At 52.3% G+C, this 25,642-nt stretch carries 38 protein-coding genes and 1 pseudogene; 12 read left to right on the top strand and 27 right to left on the bottom strand.

Features of this window, described 5'->3' with window-relative positions; translation table 11 throughout:
• The first annotated feature begins 4 nt into the window (after positions 1-4).
• Entirely contained in the window at positions 5-298 is a 294-nt protein-coding gene (locus tag HUE57_RS05655; protein WP_135622466.1) for a hypothetical protein, read from the top strand.
• Between the two features lie 10 nt (positions 299-308).
• On the opposite strand, the gene HUE57_RS05650 is transcribed toward HUE57_RS05655, so the two are convergent.
• The 5 genes from HUE57_RS05650 to HUE57_RS05630 all read right to left on the bottom strand — a co-directional run bounded on the left by HUE57_RS05650 (position 309) and on the right by HUE57_RS05630 (position 4,161).
• Positions 309-1,010, bottom strand: coding sequence for a GGDEF domain-containing protein (locus HUE57_RS05650; RefSeq protein ID WP_078484787.1), 702 nt, complete (start codon positions 1,008-1,010; stop codon positions 309-311).
• A gap of 30 nt (positions 1,011-1,040) precedes the next feature.
• A complete protein-coding gene (locus HUE57_RS05645) occupies positions 1,041-1,910 on the bottom strand; it encodes a cache domain-containing protein (protein WP_135622464.1) in 870 nt (289 codons plus the stop codon).
• A 168-nt stretch (positions 1,911-2,078) separates the two neighbouring features.
• Positions 2,079-2,615 (bottom strand): GDYXXLXY domain-containing protein, encoded by a 537-nt coding sequence (locus HUE57_RS05640; protein WP_078484785.1) that lies wholly within the window; start codon positions 2,613-2,615, stop codon positions 2,079-2,081.
• On the bottom strand, positions 2,612-3,919 hold the full coding sequence (locus tag HUE57_RS05635) for a DUF2157 domain-containing protein (protein WP_078484784.1): 1,308 nt from the start codon (positions 3,917-3,919) through the stop codon (positions 2,612-2,614). The genes HUE57_RS05640 and HUE57_RS05635 overlap by 4 nt, the downstream gene beginning before the upstream one ends.
• 44 nt (positions 3,920-3,963) lie before the next feature.
• Positions 3,964-4,161 carry a hypothetical protein gene (locus HUE57_RS05630; RefSeq protein ID WP_078484783.1) on the bottom strand — a complete coding sequence of 66 codons (198 nt, stop codon included), beginning with the start codon at positions 4,159-4,161 and terminating at the stop codon, positions 3,964-3,966.
• Between the two features lie 70 nt (positions 4,162-4,231).
• Here HUE57_RS05630 and HUE57_RS05625 point away from each other — a divergent pair, with 70 nt between their 5' ends.
• Positions 4,232-4,747: a histidine phosphatase family protein gene (locus HUE57_RS05625; RefSeq protein ID WP_078484782.1), complete on the top strand. Its 516-nt coding sequence runs from the start codon at positions 4,232-4,234 to the stop codon at positions 4,745-4,747.
• A 28-nt stretch (positions 4,748-4,775) separates the two neighbouring features.
• Here HUE57_RS05625 and HUE57_RS05620 read toward each other — a convergent pair whose 3' ends face one another.
• Complete coding sequence (locus HUE57_RS05620; protein WP_174672869.1) at positions 4,776-6,101, bottom strand: methyl-accepting chemotaxis protein; 1,326 nt, start codon at positions 6,099-6,101, stop codon at positions 4,776-4,778.
• Between HUE57_RS05620 and HUE57_RS05615 the strand changes: the two genes are divergently transcribed.
• Entirely contained in the window at positions 6,101-6,334 is a 234-nt protein-coding gene (locus HUE57_RS05615; protein ID WP_174672868.1) for a hypothetical protein, read from the top strand. The genes HUE57_RS05620 and HUE57_RS05615 overlap by 1 nt on opposite strands.
• A 55-nt stretch (positions 6,335-6,389) precedes the next feature.
• Here HUE57_RS05615 and HUE57_RS05610 read toward each other — a convergent pair whose 3' ends face one another.
• On the bottom strand, positions 6,390-7,058 hold the full coding sequence (locus HUE57_RS05610) for a cache domain-containing protein (RefSeq protein ID WP_174672867.1): 669 nt from the start codon (positions 7,056-7,058) through the stop codon (positions 6,390-6,392).
• Between the two features lie 297 nt (positions 7,059-7,355).
• On the opposite strand from HUE57_RS05610, the gene HUE57_RS05605 reads away from it, so the two are divergent.
• Positions 7,356-8,246 carry a radical SAM protein gene (locus tag HUE57_RS05605; RefSeq protein WP_078483890.1) on the top strand — a complete coding sequence of 297 codons (891 nt, stop codon included), beginning with the start codon at positions 7,356-7,358 and terminating at the stop codon, positions 8,244-8,246.
• 21 nt (positions 8,247-8,267) lie between these two features.
• Here the strand turns inward: HUE57_RS05605 and HUE57_RS05600 are convergent, their stop codons facing one another.
• The 14 genes from HUE57_RS05600 to HUE57_RS05540 all read right to left on the bottom strand — a co-directional run bounded on the left by HUE57_RS05600 (position 8,268) and on the right by HUE57_RS05540 (position 16,064).
• Complete coding sequence (locus HUE57_RS05600; RefSeq protein WP_174672866.1) at positions 8,268-9,638, bottom strand: hypothetical protein; 1,371 nt, start codon at positions 9,636-9,638, stop codon at positions 8,268-8,270.
• A 150-nt stretch (positions 9,639-9,788) separates the two neighbouring features.
• Entirely contained in the window at positions 9,789-10,118 is a 330-nt protein-coding gene (locus HUE57_RS05595; RefSeq protein ID WP_174672865.1) for a hypothetical protein, read from the bottom strand.
• Positions 10,119-10,122: 4 nt separating this feature from the next.
• Positions 10,123-10,401: a DUF6868 family protein gene (locus HUE57_RS05590; protein WP_236860692.1), complete on the bottom strand. Its 279-nt coding sequence runs from the start codon at positions 10,399-10,401 to the stop codon at positions 10,123-10,125.
• A 27-nt stretch (positions 10,402-10,428) separates the two neighbouring features.
• Positions 10,429-10,599, bottom strand: a complete 171-nt coding sequence (locus HUE57_RS20195) for a DUF3592 domain-containing protein (protein WP_420885737.1) — start codon at positions 10,597-10,599, stop codon at positions 10,429-10,431.
• 310 nt (positions 10,600-10,909) lie between these two features.
• Positions 10,910-11,347: a hypothetical protein gene (locus tag HUE57_RS05585; RefSeq protein WP_078483896.1), complete on the bottom strand. Its 438-nt coding sequence runs from the start codon at positions 11,345-11,347 to the stop codon at positions 10,910-10,912.
• Between the two features lie 38 nt (positions 11,348-11,385).
• On the bottom strand, positions 11,386-12,075 hold the full coding sequence (locus HUE57_RS05580; protein ID WP_174673727.1) for an NAD(P)-dependent oxidoreductase: 690 nt from the start codon (positions 12,073-12,075) through the stop codon (positions 11,386-11,388).
• 102 nt (positions 12,076-12,177) lie between these two features.
• Complete coding sequence (locus HUE57_RS05575; RefSeq protein ID WP_174672864.1) at positions 12,178-12,696, bottom strand: hypothetical protein; 519 nt, start codon at positions 12,694-12,696, stop codon at positions 12,178-12,180.
• A 26-nt stretch (positions 12,697-12,722) separates the two neighbouring features.
• Positions 12,723-13,139, bottom strand: coding sequence for a hypothetical protein (locus HUE57_RS05570; RefSeq protein WP_174672863.1), 417 nt, complete (start codon positions 13,137-13,139; stop codon positions 12,723-12,725).
• On the bottom strand, positions 13,126-13,557 hold the full coding sequence (locus tag HUE57_RS05565; RefSeq protein ID WP_174672862.1) for a hypothetical protein: 432 nt from the start codon (positions 13,555-13,557) through the stop codon (positions 13,126-13,128). The genes HUE57_RS05570 and HUE57_RS05565 overlap by 14 nt, the downstream gene beginning before the upstream one ends.
• Positions 13,484-13,867 carry a DUF6055 domain-containing protein gene (locus HUE57_RS05560; protein ID WP_174672861.1) on the bottom strand — a complete coding sequence of 128 codons (384 nt, stop codon included), beginning with the start codon at positions 13,865-13,867 and terminating at the stop codon, positions 13,484-13,486. Before HUE57_RS05560 ends, HUE57_RS05565 begins: the two co-directional genes overlap by 74 nt.
• Before the next feature lie 37 nt (positions 13,868-13,904).
• Positions 13,905-14,246, bottom strand: coding sequence for a hypothetical protein (locus HUE57_RS05555; RefSeq protein WP_174672860.1), 342 nt, complete (start codon positions 14,244-14,246; stop codon positions 13,905-13,907).
• Entirely contained in the window at positions 14,243-14,704 is a 462-nt protein-coding gene (locus HUE57_RS05550) for a hypothetical protein (protein ID WP_174672859.1), read from the bottom strand. The genes HUE57_RS05555 and HUE57_RS05550 overlap by 4 nt, the downstream gene beginning before the upstream one ends.
• 104 nt (positions 14,705-14,808) lie before the next feature.
• Complete coding sequence (locus HUE57_RS05545) at positions 14,809-15,096, bottom strand: PKD domain-containing protein (RefSeq protein WP_174672858.1); 288 nt, start codon at positions 15,094-15,096, stop codon at positions 14,809-14,811.
• Positions 15,097-15,776: 680 nt separating this feature from the next.
• Positions 15,777-16,064: a hypothetical protein gene (locus HUE57_RS05540; RefSeq protein ID WP_174672857.1), complete on the bottom strand. Its 288-nt coding sequence runs from the start codon at positions 16,062-16,064 to the stop codon at positions 15,777-15,779.
• Between the two features lie 222 nt (positions 16,065-16,286).
• On the opposite strand from HUE57_RS05540, the gene HUE57_RS05535 reads away from it, so the two are divergent.
• The 3 genes from HUE57_RS05535 (at position 16,287) to HUE57_RS05525 (ending at position 17,721) form a co-directional block, all read left to right on the top strand.
• Positions 16,287-16,955: an MBL fold metallo-hydrolase gene (locus tag HUE57_RS05535; RefSeq protein ID WP_174672856.1), complete on the top strand. Its 669-nt coding sequence runs from the start codon at positions 16,287-16,289 to the stop codon at positions 16,953-16,955.
• A complete protein-coding gene (locus HUE57_RS05530) occupies positions 16,906-17,109 on the top strand; it encodes a hypothetical protein (RefSeq protein ID WP_174672855.1) in 204 nt (67 codons plus the stop codon). The genes HUE57_RS05535 and HUE57_RS05530 overlap by 50 nt, the downstream gene beginning before the upstream one ends.
• 333 nt (positions 17,110-17,442) lie before the next feature.
• Positions 17,443-17,721, top strand: coding sequence for a hypothetical protein (locus tag HUE57_RS05525; protein ID WP_174672854.1), 279 nt, complete (start codon positions 17,443-17,445; stop codon positions 17,719-17,721).
• Here the strand turns inward: HUE57_RS05525 and HUE57_RS05520 are convergent.
• The 4 genes from HUE57_RS05520 to HUE57_RS05505 form a co-directional block, all read right to left on the bottom strand.
• Positions 17,680-18,018: an ankyrin repeat domain-containing protein gene (locus tag HUE57_RS05520; protein WP_174672853.1), complete on the bottom strand. Its 339-nt coding sequence runs from the start codon at positions 18,016-18,018 to the stop codon at positions 17,680-17,682. The two genes, HUE57_RS05525 and HUE57_RS05520, sit on opposite strands and share 42 nt — an antisense overlap.
• A gap of 202 nt (positions 18,019-18,220) precedes the next feature.
• Positions 18,221-18,844 carry a hypothetical protein gene (locus HUE57_RS05515; protein ID WP_135622245.1) on the bottom strand — a complete coding sequence of 208 codons (624 nt, stop codon included), beginning with the start codon at positions 18,842-18,844 and terminating at the stop codon, positions 18,221-18,223.
• A gap of 565 nt (positions 18,845-19,409) precedes the next feature.
• The gene (locus tag HUE57_RS05510; RefSeq protein ID WP_174672852.1) at positions 19,410-19,790 is read right to left on the bottom strand and encodes a sulfur globule family protein; all 381 of its coding nucleotides are present in this window, start codon (positions 19,788-19,790) and stop codon (positions 19,410-19,412) included.
• A gap of 308 nt (positions 19,791-20,098) precedes the next feature.
• Complete coding sequence (locus HUE57_RS05505; RefSeq protein ID WP_236860691.1) at positions 20,099-20,887, bottom strand: FkbM family methyltransferase; 789 nt, start codon at positions 20,885-20,887, stop codon at positions 20,099-20,101.
• Positions 20,888-21,123: 236 nt separating this feature from the next.
• Between HUE57_RS05505 and HUE57_RS05500 the strand changes: the two are divergent.
• A pseudogene (locus HUE57_RS05500) lies at positions 21,124-22,294 on the top strand (IS3 family transposase).
• A gap of 839 nt (positions 22,295-23,133) precedes the next feature.
• On the opposite strand, the gene HUE57_RS05495 reads toward HUE57_RS05500, so the two are convergent.
• Positions 23,134-23,610: a hypothetical protein gene (locus HUE57_RS05495; RefSeq protein ID WP_174672851.1), complete on the bottom strand. Its 477-nt coding sequence runs from the start codon at positions 23,608-23,610 to the stop codon at positions 23,134-23,136.
• Between the two features lie 49 nt (positions 23,611-23,659).
• On the opposite strand from HUE57_RS05495, the gene HUE57_RS05490 reads away from it, so the two are divergent.
• From HUE57_RS05490 to HUE57_RS05475, 4 genes are all read left to right on the top strand, one after another.
• Positions 23,660-23,854: a hypothetical protein gene (locus HUE57_RS05490; protein ID WP_174672850.1), complete on the top strand. Its 195-nt coding sequence runs from the start codon at positions 23,660-23,662 to the stop codon at positions 23,852-23,854.
• A gap of 159 nt (positions 23,855-24,013) precedes the next feature.
• Complete coding sequence (locus tag HUE57_RS05485) at positions 24,014-24,289, top strand: hypothetical protein (RefSeq protein WP_174672849.1); 276 nt, start codon at positions 24,014-24,016, stop codon at positions 24,287-24,289.
• A gap of 224 nt (positions 24,290-24,513) precedes the next feature.
• On the top strand, positions 24,514-24,702 hold the full coding sequence (locus HUE57_RS05480) for a hypothetical protein (RefSeq protein ID WP_174672848.1): 189 nt from the start codon (positions 24,514-24,516) through the stop codon (positions 24,700-24,702).
• Complete coding sequence (locus HUE57_RS05475; protein ID WP_174672594.1) at positions 24,612-24,806, top strand: hypothetical protein; 195 nt, start codon at positions 24,612-24,614, stop codon at positions 24,804-24,806. The genes HUE57_RS05480 and HUE57_RS05475 overlap by 91 nt, the downstream gene beginning before the upstream one ends.
• A gap of 104 nt (positions 24,807-24,910) precedes the next feature.
• On the opposite strand, the gene HUE57_RS05470 is transcribed toward HUE57_RS05475, so the two are convergent.
• Positions 24,911-25,612, bottom strand: coding sequence for a TSCPD domain-containing protein (locus HUE57_RS05470; RefSeq protein WP_078483902.1), 702 nt, complete (start codon positions 25,610-25,612; stop codon positions 24,911-24,913).
• Positions 25,613-25,642: the final 30 nt, after the last annotated feature.

Genomic DNA, 25,642 nt, shown 5'->3' with positions numbered 1-25,642 from the left:
GGTAATGAACGAGGGACGTGAGCAGGCAGAAGCAAGCGTGGCGCAGGCGGGTGAAGCGGGTAGCGCCCTCGATACCATCACCCAGACGGTGGCCAACGTTGGCGAGATGAACAGCCAGATTGCCGGTGCCGCCGAGGAGCAGAGTTCGGTGGCCGAAGAGGTCAACCGCAGCATCGTCTCGATCAACGACCTCTCGGCTGAGACGACCACCGCAGCCGATCAGACCTCCGAGGCGAGTGCCGCACTCAACGAGGTGGCCGAGCGTCTACAGGCGCTGATCTCACGTTTCCACGTCTAGCGAGTAACGGCTACATCTCCACCCGGCAGACGCGATTTCGTCCACTGCGCTTCGCCTCGTAGAGCGCCTTGTCGGCATGATCGATCAACATTGAGATCTCTTCACGGCCGTTCCACTGCGCCACGCCAACGCTGGCGGTAATCAACAGCTCGGAACCATCGGGCAGTGTGATGCTCATCTCTCGAAGGCTCTGCAGCAACCGCTCGGCCAGCATCTCGCCCCCCTCAAGATCGGTATCGGGTAGCGCAACACTGAACTCCTCACCACCGTAACGCCCCGCCTCATCGGCGATGCGCATATGTTTGCGAATTACTCGCGCACTCTCCTCCAGCACCGCATCACCGACCAGGTGACCGTGCGTATCGTTGACCTGTTTGAAGTGGTCGAGATCGACCATCAGAAGCGTCAGAGGGCTACAGGAGCGCTGCGCACGGTGCATCTCCTCACCCAACCGTTCGATAAAGAAACGGTGGTTGTGCAACCCTGTCAGCCCATCGGTCACCGCCTGCTCCTCAAGATACTCATTGAGTTCTTCGATGTGGCTCACCTTGCCCTCGATCACCTCCTGCAGCTTGCGAGTGGCGAAGTTGATACCAAAGAAGAGCATCACCTCGATTAGGATAAAGGCGACCACCGCATAGACGATATTGACGCGCAGATCGTGCTCCTTGGCCACCACCTCATCGGTGATATCGCTACTGATCGCAATCATCCCCGCCGGGCTTCCACCCTGCAGCGTCTGTCAATAGTCGTAGAGCGGAAATAACGTATGTAGGTAGTGCCTGTTATCAACCTTGCGCCAGCGGCTCTGGACATCATCAATCAGGCTCTCCGAAACCACCTCGCGTAGCATCTCCACCTGTCGCGGAGATGAGGTCGCCTCAACAAAGTAACCATCGACACGTTTCGAGGAACCGAAGATTCGCGTGATCGCCTCGGGCCACATCGCCTGCTCGGCGTGTTCGCGCTTTAGCAGCACGGTGATATCCGATTGCAGCTCACGCTCTATCAGATGCAGGATGTTGGAGAAGGAGGTGCCGACCTCAAGCGCACCAAGGTGCTCCGTCACGCTCGCGCCGTTCTCGGCAAACATCGGTACTACGCCGCGCAGGCCAGAGTAGACACGTCCGGTCTCAAAACCCGAACGAGCCGATTTCTCTGCATTGGTATCGACGATGGTGTAGCGCAGCGCATGCATCGTGTCGCCAAACTTATCGGGTTTATGTACACGCAGGAAACTGGTTGAACCGGGCCCAAGATGGAAGTGGAGTTGGCGCACATCGTAGCGTTGGGTCAGGTCTCGCCAGCGCGGACCCAGTAAGGCATAGAGTTCGCTGCGAATCTCAGCGGCACGCTCGCCGCCAGGACCATCGCCCTCAGCGGCCACAGCATGCTTCGCTTTACGCATCAGCGCCTGCACCTCTGGGTCCTGAGAGACGTAGCTGGCAAGCTGCATCATGTTGCGATAGGTGAGCGAAACGGCGAGTTCAAAACCGGAACGCAGTTCACGACTCTGCGCCTTGAGCGACTGCTCAATGGCACGATTATCGGCGTGCACATTAATGAGGACAAAAAGGAGGTCGACCAGCAGAATCACTACCGATAGAGCCAAAAAGATAAACCTGGAGCGTCCCTTCCCTGTAATCGTTTTATTGCTTGCCACTGGGCTACCACTACTGATCAGGTGATGCCTGATTCTACAGCGAACACTCTCGGGCCGTCTGACACCACTGACAGATTAGACTATTTTTATAGTGGTTTTATAGCCATCCAGATGGCACTACTCAGCCGTTGGCTCGATCGCCTTCAGTGCCGCCTTGCCGTTGCTGGCCACCATCACCACCGCCACCGCACCGCCGCGCAGATCGTGCTCGAGCTGCAGCGCTTTATCCTTCGGCGCAAACCACGCCTCGATGCCATAACGCACCTGCACCGGGCTATTCATCCCATAGCTCAGCTGATAGCGACCACCCTTGAGACGTCCACGCAGATAGAGCCCCGCATCAGGCCGCTGCAGTGAAGCACCATCAGCAACGAACACCCCATCATCTCCCTGTTTCAAGCGCACATAGACGAGCGGGTTTTCCGGCAACACGCCCCGGTCGGCACGCACATCAAGCGTGACCGTTGAGATCGCATAGTTGAGCCGTGCATAGTTACCACGAAACAGGCTGCGTGGATCGATCGGCACCACCTTGAGGCGCACCTCCTGACCACTCCAGAGCGGATAGACCGCCCCCAGATACTCACCCGCCAGCACCCCTAGCTGTAGCAACACCGTCAACACCAGCCCGACCAATACGGTACGTCTATTCATGAATGCACCTCCTTGCGACTCTTGCGCCAATAGCGGGCCGCATAGAGCAGGATCGCCGCAAAGATGCCAAACAGAATCGCCGCGCCGACATAGTCGCCGACCAGATCGATGTAACGCACCAGTCCGGTGATCAATACCGTGGCCACACCGAGATAGAAGTAGTGCGAAACGCCCTGCACGATACCGCGCTGAATCAGCCAGATACCGGTACCGATCAGCAGCAGGTTGTCGACAATCTGCAGCACCACGGCATCCTCACGGCTGGCAAAGAGCACCGCCGCACCAAACAGCAGCAGGTATATCGCAGCCAACGCGTAGATAGAGTGTCTCGCACGCCCTGAGAGATAGTTGATCACCACTGCCGATAAGGAGCAGATCACCACCACCGTGATATTGCCGCTCTTGTCATAGCTCAGATCAGGGATCAGTTCCCACCAGAGTGAGTCGAAGCTGAATACCAGCAACAGCAGCAATACCAACCGCAGCGACCAGAGATCGAGTAACACGCCGTACTCCTGCCAGCCGCCACGCTCACTGCTAGAGAACCACTGTGCCAGCGCAGCGCTTATCACTGCCAGACCGCAGCCGAAGGTGACCTGCATGCTGGTGAAATCGAACCAGCGCCAACCGCCCTGCCACCACGCCAGCGTTGTCTCCAGCCAGCCCGCCACTCCCACTACCAGGGCAAAGAAGAGCAGTAAATTGATGCGTCGATAGAGCAGTAACCAACCAGCGGCAACCAGAAACAGCGGGAAGAGCGTTGGGTAGTAGCCCATTGATGCCTCGACCACGAACCAGGTGTAGGCAAGCGTCATCGCCAATGCCAAAAGCAGGCCGCTCTCCATCAGCAGCGCCAGCGGTAACACGCCCGCTGCCCACCAGAAGATTCCGTCGGGGTAGTGTTCACCGATATGGTAGATCTGCGCGATCAACATGATCGTCGCGCCGTAGAGAAGCGCACCGAGAAGCAGTGCGATGGTCGCGGGCTTCTCTCGTCCCTGGGCAAAGAGTCGCAGGCCGACCACATTGGTCGCCAGGGTCACCGCGACCAGCCCACCCATGCGCAGTGCCCGCGGTATCTGATCCCAGTTGGCACTCAGCAGGGTGATGATCGCCAGACCGATAAAGAGGTAACCAAGTGCGATCAGTACGTAGTAACCGTAGGAGTGGTGACTGTCGTGATGGTAGTCGATGCCGTAACGATCGCAGATCGATTCACCCTGCGCCTCACTGATCACACCATCCTTCACCCAGCCATAGACCTCCTGGGCCAGATCGTTCTTCAACAGACGAATCAATCGCATCAAAACTTCCCTTTCTTATTATCTCGGTGCACAGAATACAGCGCTTAACCTAGCTCACTATCGTATCGCCCATATTTTTTTAGGAGTTCACGCGCCGGCTCACCATAACGTTTCACCCACTGCGCCAACACCCGATCACTGATGCGCGTCTTCGACTTCAACTGCCGCTCCAGCCGCTGCAGCCCCTGATCGGAGAGGCGCTGCTCGCGTGACACACCGGGGATCGGTTTCCTGCCATCCATACTGAAGCCTCTCTTGAACAAGCACTAACATTCAACTACGAATCATTAGATAACCGAACGGGAGTGGATTATGAGAATAACAAATAAGTTCGTGCTGCTGCCCCTGCTTCTGGCACACATGTTCAGCCTCGGTTGCACCACGCAGCAGTTCTCACCAGAGGGAACGACCACGACCGTCATCTTGATCCGCCATGCCGAGCGCACCTCCGACACCAAACTCCTCACCCCCTTCGGCAAGACACGCGCCGCAGCCCTTCCGGCTGCCGTGGCCGACTACGACATCAGCGCCATCTACAGCCCCGACCTGGCGCGCAACATCGACACCGTTAAACCGCTCGCCAAACAACGTCGACTGAAGATCACCCTCGTCGATGCAAATCCTGATGTAGAGCTAATCACCCGGCGACTGCTCAACGACCACCCCGGCAAGACCGTTCTGTGGGTAGGCAACACCACTAACCTTGATCGCATCTATGCCGACCTGGGCGGCGATGGTGAGGCACCGACCGTATATGGTGATCTGTTTATTCTACGAGTACCCGACCGTGGCTTTAGCAGAGTCAGTAAGCTGGTGTTTGGTGACTAGGCAGAGAGTCGCCTCTTCACACCACTTTTCAGTGACCACTCTTTACCGTCTGCTCCACCCGATCCAGCAGCCCGACAATCGTCTTGGAGATCGGACCTATCTTCAGGTAGAGCGCCTCAGCCTGATCAATATTCCCCCGCTTGGTCAGTTCGACACACTCTTTGATAGTGCGGTGCAGTTCGGCGTGTGGCGGCTCCAGTGCTTTCATCGCGTCGATGTGGCCGTAGCTCTTCATCCCATCGCTGTAATACCACTTACCCAACGCGCAGTGATGATCAGAGACAATCTCATCATCACTAAGACTCTTGCTACCATCGAGATGGGCACGAATACGGGTCAGCCAGGCAAGATGTGCGGTACGTGCTGCAGAAAAATCGAACTCACTATCGCTCGCCCCAAGCTTGAACTCATTGATCAGACTTCGTAGCTGGTTGAGCTGCACACCCATGGTTCCGTTAGCCGCCTCACTCTGCTGAGTGCCCTCTGCGGTCTGATGAGCAATATCGCTGATGGCAACGATATTACGATTAATATTCTCCACCACGGTGGTCTGCTCTTCAGCGGCGCTGGCGATCTGCGCGTTCATATCATTGATGGTGGCGATTGCGGTCGCCACCGAGTCGAGTGCCGCGCCCGCCTGCTCGGCGCTCTTCACGCTCTGCTCCGCCTGTGTCTGTCCCTGCTGCATCGCCTCGGCCGCCTCCTGTGCACGCCCCTGCAGGCGATCGATCATCTGTTCGATCTCATGGGTCGCCTCCTGGGTTCTTTTCGCCAGGGTTCTCACCTCATCGGCGACCACCGCAAAACCTCGCCCCTGATCACCGGCGCGCGCCGCCTCAATGGCAGCGTTCAGCGCCAACAGGTTGGTCTGGTCGGCTATCTCACGAATGGTTACAAGAATCCCACCGATATCCTGACTATCTTTGCCTAGCTCCTCGATCAGCTCAGCACTACTGCTCACCGCCTGATGAAGCGCGTTAATCGCATCGCGGTTGCCCGCTACGATACGACGACTCTCCTGTGCATCAACATCGGCCTGATGGGCCGACTCGGCGGCAAGACCGGCATTACTCGCCACCTCCTGCGCGGAGGCGTTCATCTGGTTAATCGCCGTGGCGACCTGATCGGTCTCACCCTGCTGCCTGCGCACCGCGTGGTTGGTCTGTGAGGTGATGTTGCTCACCTCAGAGGCGGAGCGCGCCAGCTGCTCGGTCGACTCAGCCACCTGCACCACCATTTTGTGCAGTTTATCGACAAAGGCATTAAATCCGTCAGAGAGTTCAGCTACCTCATCGTGACCGATCACCTCCAGCCGCCCGGTTAGATCTCCCTCGCCGGTAGCGATGCCGTGCATTGCATCGGTCGTTTTCGGGAGTCGCTATTTTTGCGAAAGTTTGTTTTGGGCATCCGCCCAAGCAAACAGCAAAACTTCACGCGACCGTTTATACCTGCGGCGCCCCGACGTCCTGCGTTCGTTGCGTAATCACCTCTTCGCGGCTCTACACAACTCCCTCAGTGACTCTACGCCGACATAAAGCCGCTGCTGCATCTTCTCCGTCGTTCGCTCGCGCTCTCAACTACGAATAGGCAGACGGCGTCGACTATCGGGGACTAACCGCCTTCGCTTCGCTCTCCATGGCGGTCAGCGATTGATCGGCCGGGTAATGCTCCAGGCAAGAAAGGTAGCAATGGCGATAATAAATAGAATCAGTGCCAGACCGATCACGGCATTGGTTCGCACATTGGCCCAAAAGACCGCATCAATGTCATCGATATAGACACCCGAACCGATCACCCAGCCCCACGGCTCAAAGCCCTTCACATAGGAGACCTTCTCCACCGGCTGATCAAAACCCGGTTTGGGCCAGAGATAATCAACAAAGCCTCCGCCATCGCTCCTGACCTTGTCGACAAAGGCGACAAAGAGATGTTTGCCATTGGGATCCTTGAGACCGCTGAGATCCTGACCATCGAGCTTCGGCTTGATCGGGTGCATCACCATCACCGGTCCCATGTCGTTGATCCAAAAGTAGTCACTCTCCTCGTATCGAAGTGCTTTGATGGCGTCGATAGCGGACTGCTTCGCCTGAGCTTCGGTGAGCGCACCAGCGCTTGATTGCTGGTGGTAGTAATCAAACAGACCGTGAGCCGTCTCCACGACGTGGCGCGTCTTGGTCTGTTTGTCGATCAGCATCTGGTCGCGCAGTTGCAGGGCATCAAGCGTCATCACTGCAACAATGGCAACCAGCGCCGTGAAGACCATCAGCCACAATCGCCTGGAGATCCGAAAATTGGTAAGGAATTTCAGCATTGGGAAGTCTCCCCAATATTCTCGGGCAGCCAGCGCACAGCGCCTTGATGACTCGCCCATTAACTATCCCTCTCGACGATCCGTGCCGGGAGACAGTGAAGCTGTACTGGTTTAAATAGATTACTGCTGCGGCCTTGTCCAATTGCTGCAGTGGGATAATCAAGCTCGGTCCCGACCGACAAAACCAGTAACTTAAAGCGGTCTTTATTCTGCCATCATCTTTCAGGCCAACGCCGATAGATCAACAGTCGCAATATCGGAGTCGCATCGACGCGTTGAGTGGTATATGTTTCGCTGATGTCACTCCTCCCTCTCAACTATGTCGAACCGCTCTATCGCCCACCCAGCGAGGCGGGTTCACTGATTCTCCAGGCCACACTAGGCTGCTCCTGGAACCGCTGTGGCTTCTGTGAGATGTATCGCAGCAAACAGTTTCGCCCCCGCCCGGAGAGTGAACTGTTCGCTGAGATTGAAGCCATTACCAAGCTTGATTCACTCCCGCGAAAGCTCTTTCTTGCCGATGGCGATGCAATGGTGCTCTCCAGCCGTCGCCTGCTCTCTATCCTGCATAAGGTTCAAACCGAGCTACCGAAGGTAGGGCGAGTCTCTGCCTATGCAATGCCGAGAAACATCACAAACAAAAGCGACCGCGAGCTACGTGATCTTCGACAGGCGGGACTGCGCCTGCTCTATGTTGGTATCGAGTCGGGGGATAACGAGGTACTGCAGCGCATCGATAAGGGTGAGACTGCCGCATCGACCATCGAGGCACTCTGCCGCACCAGGGCTGCGGGCATCAAGCTCTCGGTAATGATCATCAACGGCCTCGGCGGTGCGTCGCTCTCCGAACGGCACGCCCTCCACTCAGCCGAGGCGCTCAACGCGATCCAACCTGAATACCTCTCGACCCTGGCACTGATGCTACCGGAGGGTGAACAGCGCTTCCGCGAAGGCTTCGATAGTGACTTTCAACTTCTGGAACGCGGCGCTCTGCTCTCAGAACTGGAGCAGTTCGTCAGCCACTGCGAGCTGAAAAACACCATCTTTCGCAGTGACCACGCCTCAAACTATCTGGCGTTGAAAGGGATATTGGGACGAGACAAACAGCGACTGCTCACTGAGATCCGCACAGCGATAGATACACCTGAGCACGCACCACTACGAGAGATGTGGCAGCGCGGCTTGTAGTCTGTTTGCATATTAGAGGTCCTACTCGGGCTCTTGGCTACCGGCAATCTTGCGGTAGATATAGCGAGGCGGCTTAATCAATAACGTCTCAATCATCCACCAGATCGCCAACACAACACGGCGTAGCAGGCGGTAGACCCACAGCACCACTGACGCGATAAAAGTAAACAGACCCAACAGGGGTACAAACAGCAAGGCAAAGAGCAGGCCACGCCACAGTGCGTAGCTGGCATAAAAGATCACATTGCCAAACTGCTCACGCCTCCTCGGCGGCCAGATCCTCTGCCACACCGAGCGAGTAAAGCTGAACGACATAAAGCCGAGTATCAGCGAGGCCAGCAGATACCACTGCACGTTGGAGTGGATCATCGGCACGATGCGTTGATCATATTCCCGTGCATGCTCCTGATCGGGACGAATAACGTGCACCGCATGCAACAGGCCATGCAGTGAAATATCGGTTATGACCGTCGCGGCCGACACGGGTGCCCCAGCCACAGGCTCTACGATCGGGCGGTAGGCGTTATTGCTGATCAGTGTCTGTGAGTTGCGAGAGGGATCGAACGTGAGTCTCATCGCCTCATCGCCACCGAAGCGCTGAAAGAATTTGGCCGTGTCATCGTAGATCATCGAAGCATCGAGACGCTGTAACAGCTGTTTACCCACCATTCTCGCTGCCTTCTGATCGACCGCATCAAGCACCACCAGATTAATGCTGTTCTCCTGCGCATGCTGTTTCAGTCGACGCAGATCAACGCCCTGTCCCTTCTGCCCTGCCACAAACAATTCATTGCCAGAAACCCTGCCTGGCACCACCAATGTCTGATGTTTGAGCCTGGCGGGATCATTAAGGAACTGTTCGATATCGATCGACGCCACCCGCGAACCACCCTGCCTGGATTTCAGTCCAGCACCGACGATATGCACGGCTCCAGAAGACCAGGGGCGCTGCAGATGCCAGACCGCCTGCTGCAATGCATCGACACCACCAACAGCAACCTCTACCCGCCCCTTAGCAACAGACCACCCTTCTGCCTTTTTAAGCCGATACGCCTGCTTCTTTCTCACCACATAGATCTCAAGATGAGGCGGCAACTCTAGAAACTTATCCAGGGATGATGGCAGGTCATCAACATCGATGAGCAACCGCAATTTATTCTTTCCTACGGCCTGCAGTGCATAGGGAGCACTGGGATCGATAATCGATTTATCTTTTAACTTAACCTTCCAGTTTCCCGACTCATCAAGATAGGGCGCGCCCACCAGGTCATCCTTGCCTCCCGGAAGATCGACATCATATTTAAGCGCAGGTGTATCGATATCGGCCTTTTTGCCCGCTTTCATTATGGCGCTGAGCAGGCCCGCCTGTGCCGCACCGCAGTAGATGGTCATCAGCCATAGCGTAATAAAGGAAATCAGCGATAAAGAGTTATAGCGTCGCAACACCCAACCGCTCCCCATACTCCGTCATCCACTGACCAACCGCCTCTAGCGACTCTGGCGTCGCCTCCTCTTCGATTCGACAAATAAGATCACCCTCAATCAGATACCGCGCCTCACCCTCGACCACCAGATCAGGGCATTCGAAAGTGTGTAGGTAACACGCCAACGGCGGTTCAGATTCGAACCATCCACCCGAGGCTTAGTCAGCGCTTCAAGCGTGCGCGAATCGAAGCGACGATCAAGATTCATCACATCTTCACGAAGATAGTTGATGATCGCATCACGCCCCTCAAAGCGTGGATCTGGCCCACCCACGTTCAGATAGATCGCATCCTCAGCCAGCCACTTTGCCAGACGCGACCAATTATCATCGGCCACACACAGCTCAAAATCTGCAGCAAATCCCTTAAAGACCTCGATCACCTCCATGCCACTACCCCTTAATAATTAACAACGCGACCAAGGGAACGACATTGAAAATCATATAGAGAAGTTTGAAACCGCCAAAGAAAGCGTAGACCACGGTGTTGAATGTTTCTCGTGAGAGCGGGAAGAGGCGACTCTGCATGCGATAGATAAAGTCGGGCATTAAGACAAAAAAGAGAATCCAGACAAGGTAGATTCCACCGTTAATAATTGTGCACCACATAAAGAAGTCGGTTAGCTGTTGAATATCCATCATTCCCTCTGAAACCGCACCACAGATCAGCACAGCATGCGCCAATGCCGCTATATATCTCTACTCAGTTACCGTGCACAATCGAAACAAAACAACAAAAGCGATGTTTACCAGATGATACGACCGCAAGCCTACAATCAATACAGCCGACTTCGGGTTTGATGGATTGTAGTAGACATTCGTCGTTGACCCCAATTTAAACCTTGATCTAAACCTATTTGCAAAAACGATATCGAGGAGGCGAGATAACCAAAACCGACCCTCTCAGATGAGTAACTTCGACCTCGTACGATATAGTTATAAACAACCCTTGCCTTATAAGAGCAGCCCTCAGAATCACAATCTTCTTCAACACTCGAATAGACAATTTTGGCTTCGGCTTGTCGCCAACGTTTTGCAGCGACACTCAGCATCAGGCTGAACAGACTATAGAGAAGGCCACCATATCCAATCGCATAAAACCAAACCTGATCACATCCTTTGCGTCCATTACCTACTCTTATCTCCAGTTACCCGTAATGATCTAGTAGTCCCTCTAACGTTAAAAGAGATTTAGGTAATAGCTGATCACAGAACTGCGGTAACGATAACGCCAGCCACCGAGGGTGGCGTTGGTAAACTCCATATACTTTTCATGAACGTTGTCGTCATCGGGAACCATGTAACGCACAAAGACGATTACCCGCTCATTGGTCGACATACTTAGCAGTGGTTTACTGGTGCCGATCTTGAGAATAGAAATCGCCTCAGCACCGACCTTCTCCACATCGCCCTTAGCCATCGAGCCGCTCTCAAACTTCTGTCGCAGCTGACTGACCATGCCACCCGCATGATCACTCCACAGCTCCTGGCGAACCGCCTCTTCCAGCTCCGGATCACTGTTACCACCCATGCTGGCCAAACGAATACCGATAATAATCAGCGCCACCACACCGACAAGCAGCGCCATCGGACCACTAAATTGAAATGTCTTCTCCATCACACCACCTCAGTTGTTATTAGTCGAAATCATCTATGTTAACTGGCCGCCTCTGCGGTCTGCGCCGACGGAGAGCGACGACCGACAATCGCGGGTGCCTCCTGGATGAGTGCATCATCCTCCAGTGCCGTCACCATAAAGAGCGCGAAGTCGATACGACGAGTCAGGTTGCTCTCAAGCACTGCATCACCGACATGGCGACTCCAGACAGGCAGCCCCTGACTCTCACCCTCTTCCAGATCACTGCCACGCACCACGGTCCATTTTCTGTCGCTGGCAAAGATGCGACGACACGCCTCGACCTGATCATCGATGTCGACCAGACGGAAGAGGCGCATCAACTTGCCAAACACCGCCACTAACGCCCTAAAGGTAAATGAGTAGACGTCCTGACCGTCACGCGAGATATGCCAGCCACAGGAGAAGATTAGACGCGCATCGGCTGGTGCCAGATCAAGCACCGCCTGCGCCGTGCCGGATGAGTAGTCGTTCACCCCCCACGGCACCAGCACCGTCAGCACACCGTCGCACCCCTCAACCGCCCGTTCGATCACCTCCCGGTCATTGGTCGCACCGGGAATAATCGTGATGCGATCCCTGAAGGTGTCGAGCTTAGCAACGCTCTTCTCCCGGCAGACCCCGACCACCTCGTATCCACGATCGAGTGCATGCTGCACCATATATTGACCCAGCTTGCCGGATGCGCCAACGACACAGACTCTTTTCATAATCGATCCCTTGAGAATATCGCAATCATCCTGATTGTAGACCTTCAGCGTAGATGCAAGGGTATTCATCGCTAACCCGGTTATCGATAGAGCATGATCTCATCAAGTCTTGCATGGAGTGCCGCCTCCCTCCACCGCAGCCCCCACCCGGATATCCAGGGTGTCATAATCGAACTCACGGGTGGCGTACGGGATGGTCAGTGCCGACTCGCCCGCGCTGCCACCACCGACTGGAACCGTCGTAATTTTCAGTTCTTTCGAGGCATCATCAAATAGCAGTGCAATATCCAGCCACACATCACTCGTCAGTGTCGTATCCGACAACAGGACACTCTGGCTGAGGCTGACCCCATCACGGGAGACAAACTGCAACCGAAGGTCGAAGCTGTTGGCGTCGATCGGCACCAGCTGCACGCTCACACGCTCGCCACGTTCTGTTGCTGCCTCGAGCAGCGTCTGTGTGCTTAACCCACCACCTTGCCAGTTCAGCTTCATCTGTAGGTTATAACTGGTCTGATCAAGCAGCCACTTTGGCAACGACAGATAACCCGTCCCGGTCAGCTCCAGCACACTGCTGCTGAGCGTGGTATCGGGTTGCAGTGGCACCGCCGGCTGGCGCACCGTTGAGATCCAGATAGTAGGCGTCACTATCGACGTGAATATCCTTGACGCGATAGGGTGTGGTGCTGAAAAATCGTAGTGCATAAACAGTCCCTGATCATTCTCACTCCAGTAGTTACCCGGTCCGTCATAGGGGTTCCGGTGTCGATCGTGCTACCACCATCAATCCAGCCATGCCCATTGAAATCGCAGTACCGGTGATCGTGGCGTTCTGAGTGATGGTATTGATGTGCGAACCCAGCGCCACGCCCTGGCCAGAGACGTAAAGCCGCCGTAGTAGTAACCATCACCCGCATCTTGCCGTTCTCGGTCAGCTGCGCACCACCAGCCAGATAGACACCATCACGGGCCGTTGCGCTAAAATCCACCCTGGCCGTGTCACCGACATGAACATCCGAACTGACGATCGCCTGATCATTGATCACCGCGCTACCTGAGATCACCGCACGTCCTCGATACGGGCATTGCCAAGCACCTGGGCACTGCCGAGAATGCGCGCCTCTGCATCGACGTAGGCACTCGGGCAACCGAGGCCGTGTCAGCAACAAAGCCGCCGCCATTGGCGTGTACGGCACCGCTAACACCGGGCGCTTCACGCAACGCCTGCGGCTCATGTCCCTGCGGCCACGCACCGCTTATCTTCAGTTCATAGACGTAACGATCCAGCACCGGGCCGCGATAGGGTCCACTAAAGGCGGGCAGGTCCTGGTCACGCTTCCAGTTGCTCGGTACCGCTGCAACCACCAGCTCCAGTCGCTGAATCGGTTTCCCCAGCTCGGCCTCCCAATCACTCAGGTTGATATTTTTGCGTCCCCCATAAACATCGGCGCGGATGCCTCCTCGGGGGCAGCGTCGAGTCATCAAGCGTCGCAACCACCGTGGCACGCCACTCGGCACCACGCTCTGGAACATCCCATCCATCGAGCGTAATCGAGAGCACCTCACTATCGGGATCGGGTATCAGTCGAATAATGTTGTGTGCAAAACGCTGCGGGGCCAGCCAGTCGGGAATACGGTATTGACCCTCGGCGACCTGTTCTAGCCGTCCGCTGACACGCGGATCACCCCACGGCGTATCCAGTGCGTAGCTGCGAACATCAATATTGAGCATATCTGAATAGACGCCATAGTTTACCGTGCTATTGGCAAAGTCGGCGTATAGATTGGCCATTGCTGCACTGCGGCAGTTTGCATCTGCCTCACTACAGTCAAGGTGCGATCCGTTTAATGAACTCCAGCGCTGACTCCTCGGGATCGACATAGCGCTGCAGAATATCGGCAGTAAACTCATAGCCGTAGCGGTCGGCGAGGAACATCCAAAACGGCCAGCTGTTATAGCGCGTCATCGCCGAATCGATCGCCCAGTGGCGCAGGAAGTGGTAACCCGGCAGATAGTCTGCGGTACCGCGGATGCCATTAGCAAAGAACATCGCGTAGCTCTCCACATACCACCACCATCCCTCCTGATAACCACGGGTGATATCAAACTGTTGTGCATGGAGAAATTCGTGCGGAATGGTACGCTGTATCGGTGCGTCATCTGCGGTCATGGCAATGATTTCCGCATGCGGGATCTCCATATAGGGATCATGTCCGAATAGGCCGAGGTACCCGCACCCGATGTCGGTACGGTATCGTTATTCCAGATCACTGTGCCATTGACAAACATGCTGGTTCGATAGCACTTGCCGCTGTCGTTACTCACCGTATTGCTGATCGAGATCTTATAATCCTCAGTCATGAGGCGACGGATCTCTAACAGGTTATCGATGAGGTTCTGTTGCATAGCCGGGTCTGTCTGCAACGCAGTCAGGGCTGTGCCCTCCTCCGCCGATAGATAGCTGTAATCGTCGCCAAGCACTACCACCACTGGACCTGCATCGAATTCATAACGCGGGTTAGCCGACCAGTCCCAGCCCGGCTCGTACCAGTTTGGCTCATAGACCGGGCAGTCTGCCTCAACGTCGTAGTCGTTCTGATCAGTTGACACATAAGCGAGTGTTGACACTCGGTGCAACCACCAACCCGTTATCAACCGCAATCTCCACCTCATCGGTGGCGCTGAAACCCTGTGAACTGGTCGCCGTCACCTGAATGAGAGCGCCTGATCGTTCATTGGGGCGGTAAATGGGGTGTCAGTGAATCCTCATCCTGTAGTGTGACTGTGTCTCCCGACAGCTGAGTCCATTGATAGGTATAACTTTCACCGTCGGGGGCCGTGTCGATGCCATTGAGTGTCACATCCTCATAGCCAGAGACCGACTGGTTCGCACCAGCATCAGCAGTCGGTGATTCCACCAGCTCGATCACTGTCTCTTTTGCCTGCTCGAAATCACAGCCTACCAGGCTAAATGCCAGTCCGATCAGGGTAACTTGGGTGGTAATAATGCGCAGGGACAACGTGCTTAACTTTGTATCTAAAACATGAATCACTCTAGAGATGGAAGCTATTAACTTATCTAATTATTCTTTCTAATTAGCGCGACAACTACGAATAACGATTTTCCTACCGTTATTTAGCTCTTTTTATACTGGGTCCGACTATATCCGCGCCAAAGTAGACTACATCTAACCCACTCTAATCCAGTGGTTATTAGCGCAATCAGTCCATTATCAGACCAACCGTCCGCCGCACCATCTCTGCACTGCAACAGCTAAAACGGTATATAGCGCTGGCCTTTTCAGTACTGTTTCAAGCATACTCACTCAACAGAACATCAGGAGAATGAGGAACGGTATCTTGCCGATGGTATTCGCCTCACACCTTCGTCCCCTGCATGATCGGGAAGCCATCTTCCGGCCTACATAAGCGCATAGCGTTTGACAGCGATGGTAATCACCGTCGCAAATGGGAAGCCGTATAAGTGGCTACGCTTACTCAAGCCAAGCGCATGGAAATCGAAGGGGTATTCAAACAACTGGAGAGACCCATTGCGGCGGAACTGCAATGCAGTACAGAGACACGACCGAAACCACTTGCCCTACCTGACGATGAGACCTACAACATTGGAATGCGCTATTGGCCTGACTCGACCTGAATCCAATAGCGACATTCAACCACTACGCATGGCAACAACTCATTAACCGACTAGCGGCAGAACACCCTCAGACAGGGTGACCGTCTTCGCCTCTGTTCTTTCGATGAGTTTAAGGATCGTCGTCTGCACGTTGACCTCTTCTCTGATATCACCCTCGGTCTCAAACTCCTGCTGCTGTGGCTTAAAGCCCTCTTCAGCCACAAACCCGACTATCACCTTGGTTGCCAGCGAATCATCAGGGCCGTAGTAATCAACGGAAATCAAAGGGTAGCCCTGAAAACCACGCTTCACCTTCTTCTCTATTCTTTTATGGCACTTATCGACATTCATACATTGCCCTTTTTATAGCAGATTAATCACTATTCACTCGTAAAGAGTCTAACGCGTGAGCATAAAACAGCTACATATCCAATCGAGGTTCTCATTATCAGTCAACGCCTCACTTGAATTCATCCCCAACCACTCATATTACAAAGATATGATTTGATCAGAGCGCTCAACCACACCACCCTTCTTACTCTCATATACAGTTAAGGGAAAGCGGAGATTCGGATGCAGTTACGACAACTCTTTGACCCCACCAGTAGCACTTACAGCTACCTGCTGTGGGATGAGACCAGCCTCAAGGCCGTCATTATCGATCCGGTGATTGAACAGAGCACACGCGACATCGCCTTGATCCGTGAACTACAGCTCAACCTGCTCTACTCACTAGAGACTCACATCCACGCCGATCACATTACCGGCGGATCCCTGCTGCGCGAAACATTCGGCTGTAAGCTTGGCGTTCACGGCAATGCAGACACCACCTGTACCGATCTCTTACTGGAGGATGGTGACAGCCTCGCCTTTGGTGAGCATGAACTGCGCGTGGTCCACACACCTGGACACACCAACACCGACATCAGCTATCTCACTGACGGTATCGTCTTTACCGGCGACACCCTGCTGATTCGTGGCAGTGGTCGTATCGACTTTCAATCGGGTGATCCCGGAAGTAGCTACGACTCAATCACTAACAAGCTCTTCACCCTACCCGAGCAGACCATCGTCTACCCCGCACACGACTACAGAGGGTTTCGCTCAACAACGATCGGTGAAGAGAAAAAGTACAACATGAGACTGGGTGGCGGTGTCAACCGCGAGGCGTATATCCCGGGGAGTCGCTATTTTGCGAAAGTTTGTTTTGGGCATCAAGCCCAAGCAAACAGCAAAACTTAACGCGACCATTTATGCCTACGGCGCCCCGACGTCCTGCGTTCGTTGCGTAATCACCTCTTCGCGGCTCTACACAACTCCCTCAGTGACTCTACGCCGACATAAAGCCGCTGCTGCATCTTCTTCGTCGTCCGCTCGCGCTCTCAACTACGAATAGGCAGACGGCGTCGACTATCGGGACTAACCGCCCTCACTTCGCTCTCCATGGCGGTCAGCGGATGAGATGAGATCCCTCAAACTCGAGAGACCGGAAAAGATGGATATTGCAGTGCCTGGTAATCTTCGATGTGGCGCTGACAAGTGATATCAGACCGTTACTCTCGATTATATAAAACCATGTAGGCATCCTACATCGCTATTGCTTAGTGCCAGAGAGATTTGGCCCAACTACACCGTCGATGACGAGCAGTTCGCTGATCTCACCAATACCCCGCTTAAGGGACATTTCTAACGGTGTCATTCCACCGGGGAGTCGCTATTTTGCGAAAGTTTGTTTTGGGCATCCAAGCCCAAGCAAACAGCAAAACTTAACGCGACCGTTTATGCCTTCGGCGCCCCGACCGTCCTGCGTACGTTGCGTAATCACCTCTTCGCGGCTCTACACAACTCCTCAGTGACTCTACGCCGACATAAAGCCGCTGCTGCATCTTCTTCGTCGTCCGCTCGCGCTCTCAACTACGAATATGCAGACGGCGTCGACTATCGCGGACTAACCGCCTTCGCTTCGCTATCCATGGCGGTCAGCGAATGTATTAACAGAAGCTTTTGAAGCACCACAAGACAAAAGCAGCTCGACCGCTTCACGCGATGCAAACATAGCCGCCTCATGCAGAGGTGTGCTCTCCATATCACCGACAGCGTTAACCTCTGCACCCGCCTCAATCAATAACCTAATCGCCAGCTGATCATCCCACTGACACGCCAGATGTAGCGGCGTATCACCACCAGGTATCCTGGCGTTTATATCGATCTCTTTTGCAACGAACGGATCGTTCTGATCAAACGGAAACATCTCCGCCATGTAGCGAAGCAAGCCTCTAACATCAGACCAATCATTTGATTCCACGACTACACCACCTGGACAGGTTCTCTGGGCACGACATCCTGCCATCCCATCTAATCACCCATTCCAATAGTAATGAATATTTCTCACCAAACTGATTTTTTTAAATCGAGCGCACAAAAAAAGGGGGTGGATTGCTCCACCCCCTCTTCTAATCATGCTTGCTCTACACTGGGCGTCGATTACACAGCCACTCTTTAGAGAGTTACGCGGCAGCCTCTTCCTCAGGCTTCTCTTGCGCATCCTTCAGTTCCTTCAACTCCTGCTCAATTTCCTTCTTCTCCTGCTCGAGCTGCTTCTTCTCCTTACGGAGAGTAGCGAGAGCTGCATCAGCCTTTTTACGGGCATCGGCCTCATCCATCTTCTGCTTCTTCAGCGTCTTGAGCTTCTTCACCACATTCTCGGGTGTGTCAGAGAGGGTGGTGCTGATCGTCTTAATAGCACGCTCCTTCTCGGCAAGGCTATCCTTGATTTTCTGCATCTGCTGCGCGTGATTAGTACGGTCAGTACCAAGCTGCAGCTCAAGCTTCTCCTGCTTGGCTTTTGTCTCGGCAAGTTCAGCCTCAACACTCTCGAGTGTCTTTTTGGTTTTTGACAGTACCTGCTCAACCGCAGCAACAGAGAGTCTAGCCTCTTCCTGTGCATTGCTAATATTCACATCGGCGTCGGCGGAACGCTTGATAGCGGCGTCAAGCGCCACTTTAAGCTCTTCCGGGGTACAATCTTTGTCCAGCTTCAGCGCTTCAGTCGCTGCCAGCATCAGTACCTGCTTACTCACTGCGAGCTCTTTCCAGACACGGAGCTCCATTTCTGCTTCGGTTTCGGTCACATGTTCACCTAGGATGTTTAACTAAGAATATGAGCACTAAACAGAGGGGACGCGAGTTTAGACGCTCTTTTGAAAGATGCGAAATATTACACAAATTTCCACATCAATTCAATGAGATAAGAGAACACCCACCAAACGAAGAAGATTCATAGCCACTCTCAAACCGAGATATTTCACTATCAATACAACCACTTATTGGACACATCACATCTTCAGAGTGAAATATGTTCAGATTACGAGACAGACAGGGTCGACATAGGATCTCCGTGAATTTCAGGATATTTATCTGAAAAAGTGGCTCTGATGCCACCCCATCATTCAATCAGGAGGGGGCTGATAATCTGGATGCCAGGGTTCCAACGAACCTGCTACTCGTGCTGATTTCTGATGACAACCCATCACAAACAAACAGCTGTAACTATATAGAGCACACATCCCAGGATGCCTACGATCCGACCGCATCTATTCCGCGTGGGCGTTTAGTTCATGCCCACCCTACCTGGCTCAATAAAAAAGACGACTAGCCATCGATGACTAGTCGCCTCTCAGGAAGAGATTATTCTCTCTACTGGGGTGCAGGTACTACCGGTGCGGGAGCATAACCACGGGGAGGATATCCGTAGGGGGGATAGCCGTATGGGCCATAACCACCATATCCACCTCTGTTCCAGTTATTCCAGTTGTTCTGGTTTCTCCAGTCGTTATAGCCGCTACCATAACCACTGCCGCTACCTCGACCACTCATACCAAAGTTAAAGGAGCCATCGAGATCACCAGAACCATCACCCCAGCCTCCTCCTCGGTTATTCCAATTATTGTTGTTATTCCAGTTATTTCCGTTATTCCAATTGTTACCACCCCAGCCAGGGCCATTCCACCAAGCCTGTGATGCCGTTGAAGCCGCAAGAAGTACCGCTGCAGCGGCAGTTAACTGAATGATCTTCATACCATTTCTCCCTTGAACGTCATTAATAATTTATTTCCGGCCGCTGCAATAAAGCAACACCGTAACAAGTGAGATATAGCCGAATTCTACAATTACTCAAGCCACGGGTACCCTATTAGTACGCCAGATTAAGCCTGATCTAATTACAGTTACGGAAATTAATCTTGAGCAAAATATTTGGCTAATCGAGGTAGCTGGGGGCAGCGTAAAACCCCTTAATCATAGATCTCGACTAGAGGCGCAAGACCAAGGCGTTCTTACACTACCCCCAATGAGCCTTATCTAAAACTTAGGCGTTGCTGAACTCTTCATTGTGAAAAGAGATACCAGCATTTAGGCAGATGCAGTGGGTGTTTAGTTGAATTATCACAATCTAGTTGATGTGGAAAATCTGTCACGGGAGCGGCCTCTTTCACATAATCATTACGTAGAAAAGTCAGTTCTGTGGTTTTAGGAATCACAATGTCATCAAGCCGTGTAGAACCGGAATAGTTGTTGGGGTGGTTATGCACACAAGTGTGCGTTTGCAAAATCTTATCAAACACCCGAGATCCCAACTCAAAGAAGGGAAGATTAAACAGCTGATCAAGCCCATGAAATTCTACAACGATAATTCTAAAGCGTTTTAACAACCGCTCTGACACGGAGAGGAACACTTCGTATTCCGCCCCCTCGACATCAATCTGCAGTATCAAATCACCTTCCGAGTCAGGCCGAGTCAAATCAACCCACTCATCCAACGTCATATGCGCTTCATTAGAAGCAGCACCGATAAACTTATCACTAAAGTGAAACAGGTCATTTGATACAGCAGGCTTCTCAACACTTGCATCAGCCATATACACGTCCATGCCACGATCTGCGCAATCACTCTCAAAGCCAGAGACAGATCCAACACCCGGTGAATAACAAGTCGCTATCCCATCAAGCACATCAGGAACAAGGTACCCACCGTCACGGTCAGGACCCAAACGAATTAACTCCTTTCCAAAACTGACGGGAGCCAAATGCTCAATCAAAGCAGTCACTTCATTTAATGGCGTACGCCTCACAGCAATCATATTTCGAGCGGCAAGGTACCTAGAGGCTAACTTCAACAGAAACCTTCTTATCGACATCCAGATTTAAACTACCTTATTTGGTTTTTTGCCTAACAATTATGGGTATTGATGATTTATCAACTTCACATTAAGACTGATAGTTTTGATGAGCGCAGTAACCCAACACCACAATCAAATAATTCTGACACGGGCTTTCTCCTAACAAGCATACTGTCCCGGAATTGAACATCCCCGATAAAACGGACACCAACTTCTAACTGAAGGGGTGTTTAATGCCAAAATACAATAACCCACGAAAGACGTGGCGCTACACAGATGAATTCAAGGTAAAAGCTGTCCAGCTAAGTTTTCTGGAAGGAGTTCAGGTTAAAGTGGTTGCTGACACGCTCGACATCCATCCGTTTATGCTGTCACGATGGCGAAAGAGTATCGAGAAGGTGTGATTGTGGCAGATAAGAGAAAAAGGTGACCAGTATTCGCCGAGAAGCTTCTGAGCTGGATAAGATGAAGAAGCTGAAAAAGGAGGTTGCCCGACTCAAGCAGGAGAATGATCTGCTAAAAGTGGCAACGGTTTCTTGCGGAAGAACATCAGAACGATATCGATTCATCCAGAGAAACCGGAAACTCGGAGTAAAGTACATGTGCGAGTGGCTGGGCGTGTCCCGCAGTGGCTATTATGACTGGTGCAAACGCCCAGCGGCTGAAAGAACAAAGGAAGATGCGTACCTGACCAGAAAGATCGTGAAAATTCATCGTCAGAATCGCGGCGTCTATGGCAGCCCAAGAATACATCAGACACTGCGCAATCAAGGCGTTCGCATCGGCAAGAAGCGTGTTGAGCGCCTGATGCGAGATAATGGCGTGGTTGGCCGAGTCGTTAAAGTTACGCGACGACAGCCTGGATTAAAACGATTTAAAGCTGAGGGTGAAAACCTGAAACGGCTTGCGCCGAACCAGACAAGATCAATCAAGTGTGGGTTGGAGATGTTACCTACTTGAAGGTAAAGGCGCATGGCGATATTTGGCCACAGTAATGGATGTATTTAGCCGTCGAATTATTGGGTGGTCTTTAGGTCGAGATAGAACAACCAATCTCACGCTTAAAGCGCTAAGGCATGCACTCAGGGACAGGGAGCCAGAAAAGGGAATGATATTTCATACAGATCGAGGGATTGAGTACACAGCACATCGATTCAGAAATGAGTTAAAAGGCATGAAATCCGACACAGTGTAAACCGTCCTGGCTACTGCACAGATAATGGACACATGGAATCATTTTTTCACACATTAAAGGCAGAACTGATTCGTGGATCGCACTTCGATCATGATGTTAAATTACGGTTTGCACTAAACAGCTATATCAATCAATTCTATAATCACCGAAGAATGCATTCGAGGATTGGGTATATGCCACCAGCTTATTATGAGCGGATGGTTGCGTGAAAATAGCGTGTCCGATTTATCGGGTGAAGATCAAATTCGCGGCGCGACGTAAGGAGCGCTCGAACGAGCGCCATGTTAGTTTTTCATTAACAAGTCCAGACGCATAAAGAAGATCCTCTACTATTGCTCTATAGCCAATTCTGAGTGGCCTGATATCATCTCTACGACAATTATATTTAACTCTATGCGCTGAAAGATTGCCCAACTCACGGAAGTTATCGATATCTTTTTGCGTCCGGAGATAGTGGAATCTCTGCTTTAGACTTGGCTTTATTGATAAGTACCTTGAGGTTCTGATAGTTGCCATCGGCATCTTTGACTTGATCCTCTATTGCTGCTTCCTCAAAACAATGTATTAGCAATATTTCGAGCAATCTACGCATCATTAGTGCGCAGGCATCAAATAAGTTATTCTCATATGCTGCGTTAACTTGCTGTGCGCACTTTAGTAAGTAATTTCTTTTGCTTCTTTAAAGAGAATTTCAGGCAAAAGTGAGTCATCGGAGATAACCTCCTCACTTTCAGACAAACCTGGAAATGCTTCCCTTAATTGATTAATTCTCTTTACTGACAATCTGAACAATTCTTTCTTACTGCCTTTAACAAATAATCTTGATTTTATTAGCTTATCTTTAAGTCTAGATGCGTTTGGCTTAGCAAAGCCTAACCCAACAAAATTGAGCTCATGTCTGATACTGTGAATTCGGCTTGGCCTTTGTTCTCTGAAAAATAGAAGGCAAGACACTCAATCTTTTCAAGCTCTTTTTGTTACTAAGTGAAGCCAGATTAGAAAATTGCTCGACTTTCATTTGGTTTGCGGATTAGATTTACATGAATATTTACACATTCATGTGATCTTTTCCCTCCTGCGTTACGAAGTATTCTTTGCCGTCTTTCTCGCAAAATCCTTTTCCAACATTTTGGTTGAGAGTGTCAGATGGGTTATTCAGCTTAGTTTGACTAGCGTTTTTGAGCGCACTACTTATGTCAGATGTCTTGAGCCTCGTTTTCTTTTCTTTGGCTTCCAACCATATCGAAGTATCTAAGAATTTATCTACTTGCGCAACAGTCACGTTTTTAGATTTTAAGAACGAGACCAATGATTGGCTGGAAATTTCTGATGAATTTGAAAAATCTGCCACTTGATGCTCGATTGTATGATTTTGATTCTTACTATTAGCTACGGCAGGTGCCAACTTAATCAAGTCTTCAGATTTTTCTAAAATTTTATCCAGTTGCTTGGATAGCCATTCTTGTTCGCCTTCGCCAGAAAACTTAATTTCTCCAATCTTTATTTCTATTTTTGATTCACTCATTAATTTCTCCATCTGATGAATGCCGGGGAGTCGCTATTTTTGCGAAAGCTTGTTTTGGGCATCAAGCCCAAGCAAGCGGCAAATACTAACGCGACCGTTTATGCCTGCGGCGCCCCGACCGTCCTGCGTACGTTGCGTAATCACCTCTTCGCGGCTCTACACAACTCCCTCAGTGACTCTACGCCGACATAAAGCCGCTGCTGCATCTTCTTCGTCGTTCGCTCGCGCTCTCAACTACGAATAGGCAGACGGCGTCGACTATCGAGGACTAACCGCCCTCACTTCGCTCTCCATGGCGGTCAGCGTTTGATTTTTATTTGAAACCTAACTACAATTAGACGGCGTTTTCGCCGCATAACACTGAACTAATGCCGTACCAAGCGGAACCGATACAAACAACCTGTTGATTTTATTAATATTCAATATTCCCCGGGGAGTCGCTATTTTTGCGAAAGTTTGTTTTGGGCATCCAAGCCCAAGCAAACAGCAAAACTTCACGCGACCGTTTATGCCTGCGGCGCCCCGACCGTCCTGCGTTCGTTGCGTAATCACCTCTTCGCGGCTCTACACAACTCCCTCAGTGACTCTACGCCGACATAAAGCCGCTGCTGCATCTTCTCCGTCGTTCGCTCGCGCCTCAACTACGAATAGGCAGACGGCGTCGACTATCGTGGACTAACCGCCCTCACTTCGCTCTCCATGGCGGTCAGCGAACGCGGCTTTTTCACGGCAAACACGGCGCACCATCCCAACCCCTACAAAACTTCAATAAAAAACCGGCCCCACAAAAGTGAAGCCCGGTTTGGGTCCTGTCGTCCGATGCGCACATCCTGTGCTTATACAACATTCTTTTTCTACTTCCTACACTTGAGGAGCAAGCGAGGGATTCGTAGGCAAGGTGCGGTGCTTATCGAAAAGCACCCCAAGGGCATTTGCTTCGCGGCACGCAGCGTACATGCAGTACGTGAGAATTTTCCGGGAGTCGCTATTTTTGCGAAAGTTTGTTTTGGGCATCCAAGCCCAAGCAAACAGCAAAACTTAACGCGACCATTTATGCCTACGGCGCCCCGACGTCCTGCGTACGTTGCGTAATCACCTCTTCGCGGCTCTACACAACTCCCTCAGTGACTCTACGCCGACATAAAGCCGCTGCTGCATCTTCTTCGTCGTTCGCTCGCGCTCTCAACTACGAATAGGCAGACGGCGTCGACTATCGAGGACTAACCGCCCTCACTTCGCTCTCCATGGCGGTCAGCGGATGAGTAGCGCAACGCAGTATCCGAATTCCTCGCGCCGCTCATCAACCGCATTTGGAGTCTCCGCAGTTGAGGCAGGTTAAGCAGCCGTCCATCATGATGGCTGCCTTGGTATGACACTTAACACAGAGCTTCGCACTCTCTGGGAAATCGCTGGCACCGCTCTTCTCAGCCTGTTTCACGGTGCTGTCGTACTGGGCGCGTTTCTCATCGATTAGTTTCTGCTGATGCTCATCTAGACCATCATCCTTAAGCATGCCGATCATGCGCAGGTGGCACTCGATGGCATCACCTATCTCGGCAACGAGTGATGGCATGTATTTACCGCCCTTCTTAAAGTAACCACCACGAGGATCGAATACAGAGCGGAGCTCTTCGACCAGGAAGGTGACATCACCACCCTTTCTGAAGACCGCACTGATGATTCGTGTCAGCGCGACGATCCACTGGAAGTGGTCCATGTTTTTCGAGTTGATGAAGATCTCATAGGGGCGACGTAGTTCGTGCTCGGTGGCCGGGTTGAGGATCACATCATTAATGGTGATGTAGAGGGCGTGCTCGGAGAGCGGGGTTTTGATCTTGTAGGTCGAGCCGAGCAGCATCTCGGGGCGCTCGATCTTCTCGTGCATGTGGATGACGTTATCTTCTTCACGACGATCCTGCTCATCAGCGTTGGCCTCGGTCTTCGCCTCGTTCTCTTTGGCGACGCTGAAACCAACGATCTTTTTCTCAATTTTGATAGACATCTTATCTACTCCTGAATCTTTTCCTGATGG

Source organism: Candidatus Reidiella endopervernicosa, assembly GCF_013343005.1.
In the GTDB taxonomy this organism is placed as follows: domain Bacteria; phylum Pseudomonadota; class Gammaproteobacteria.
Note: the sequence above shows the minus strand (reverse complement) of the source record. Positions and strands in the feature narration are given on the sequence as shown.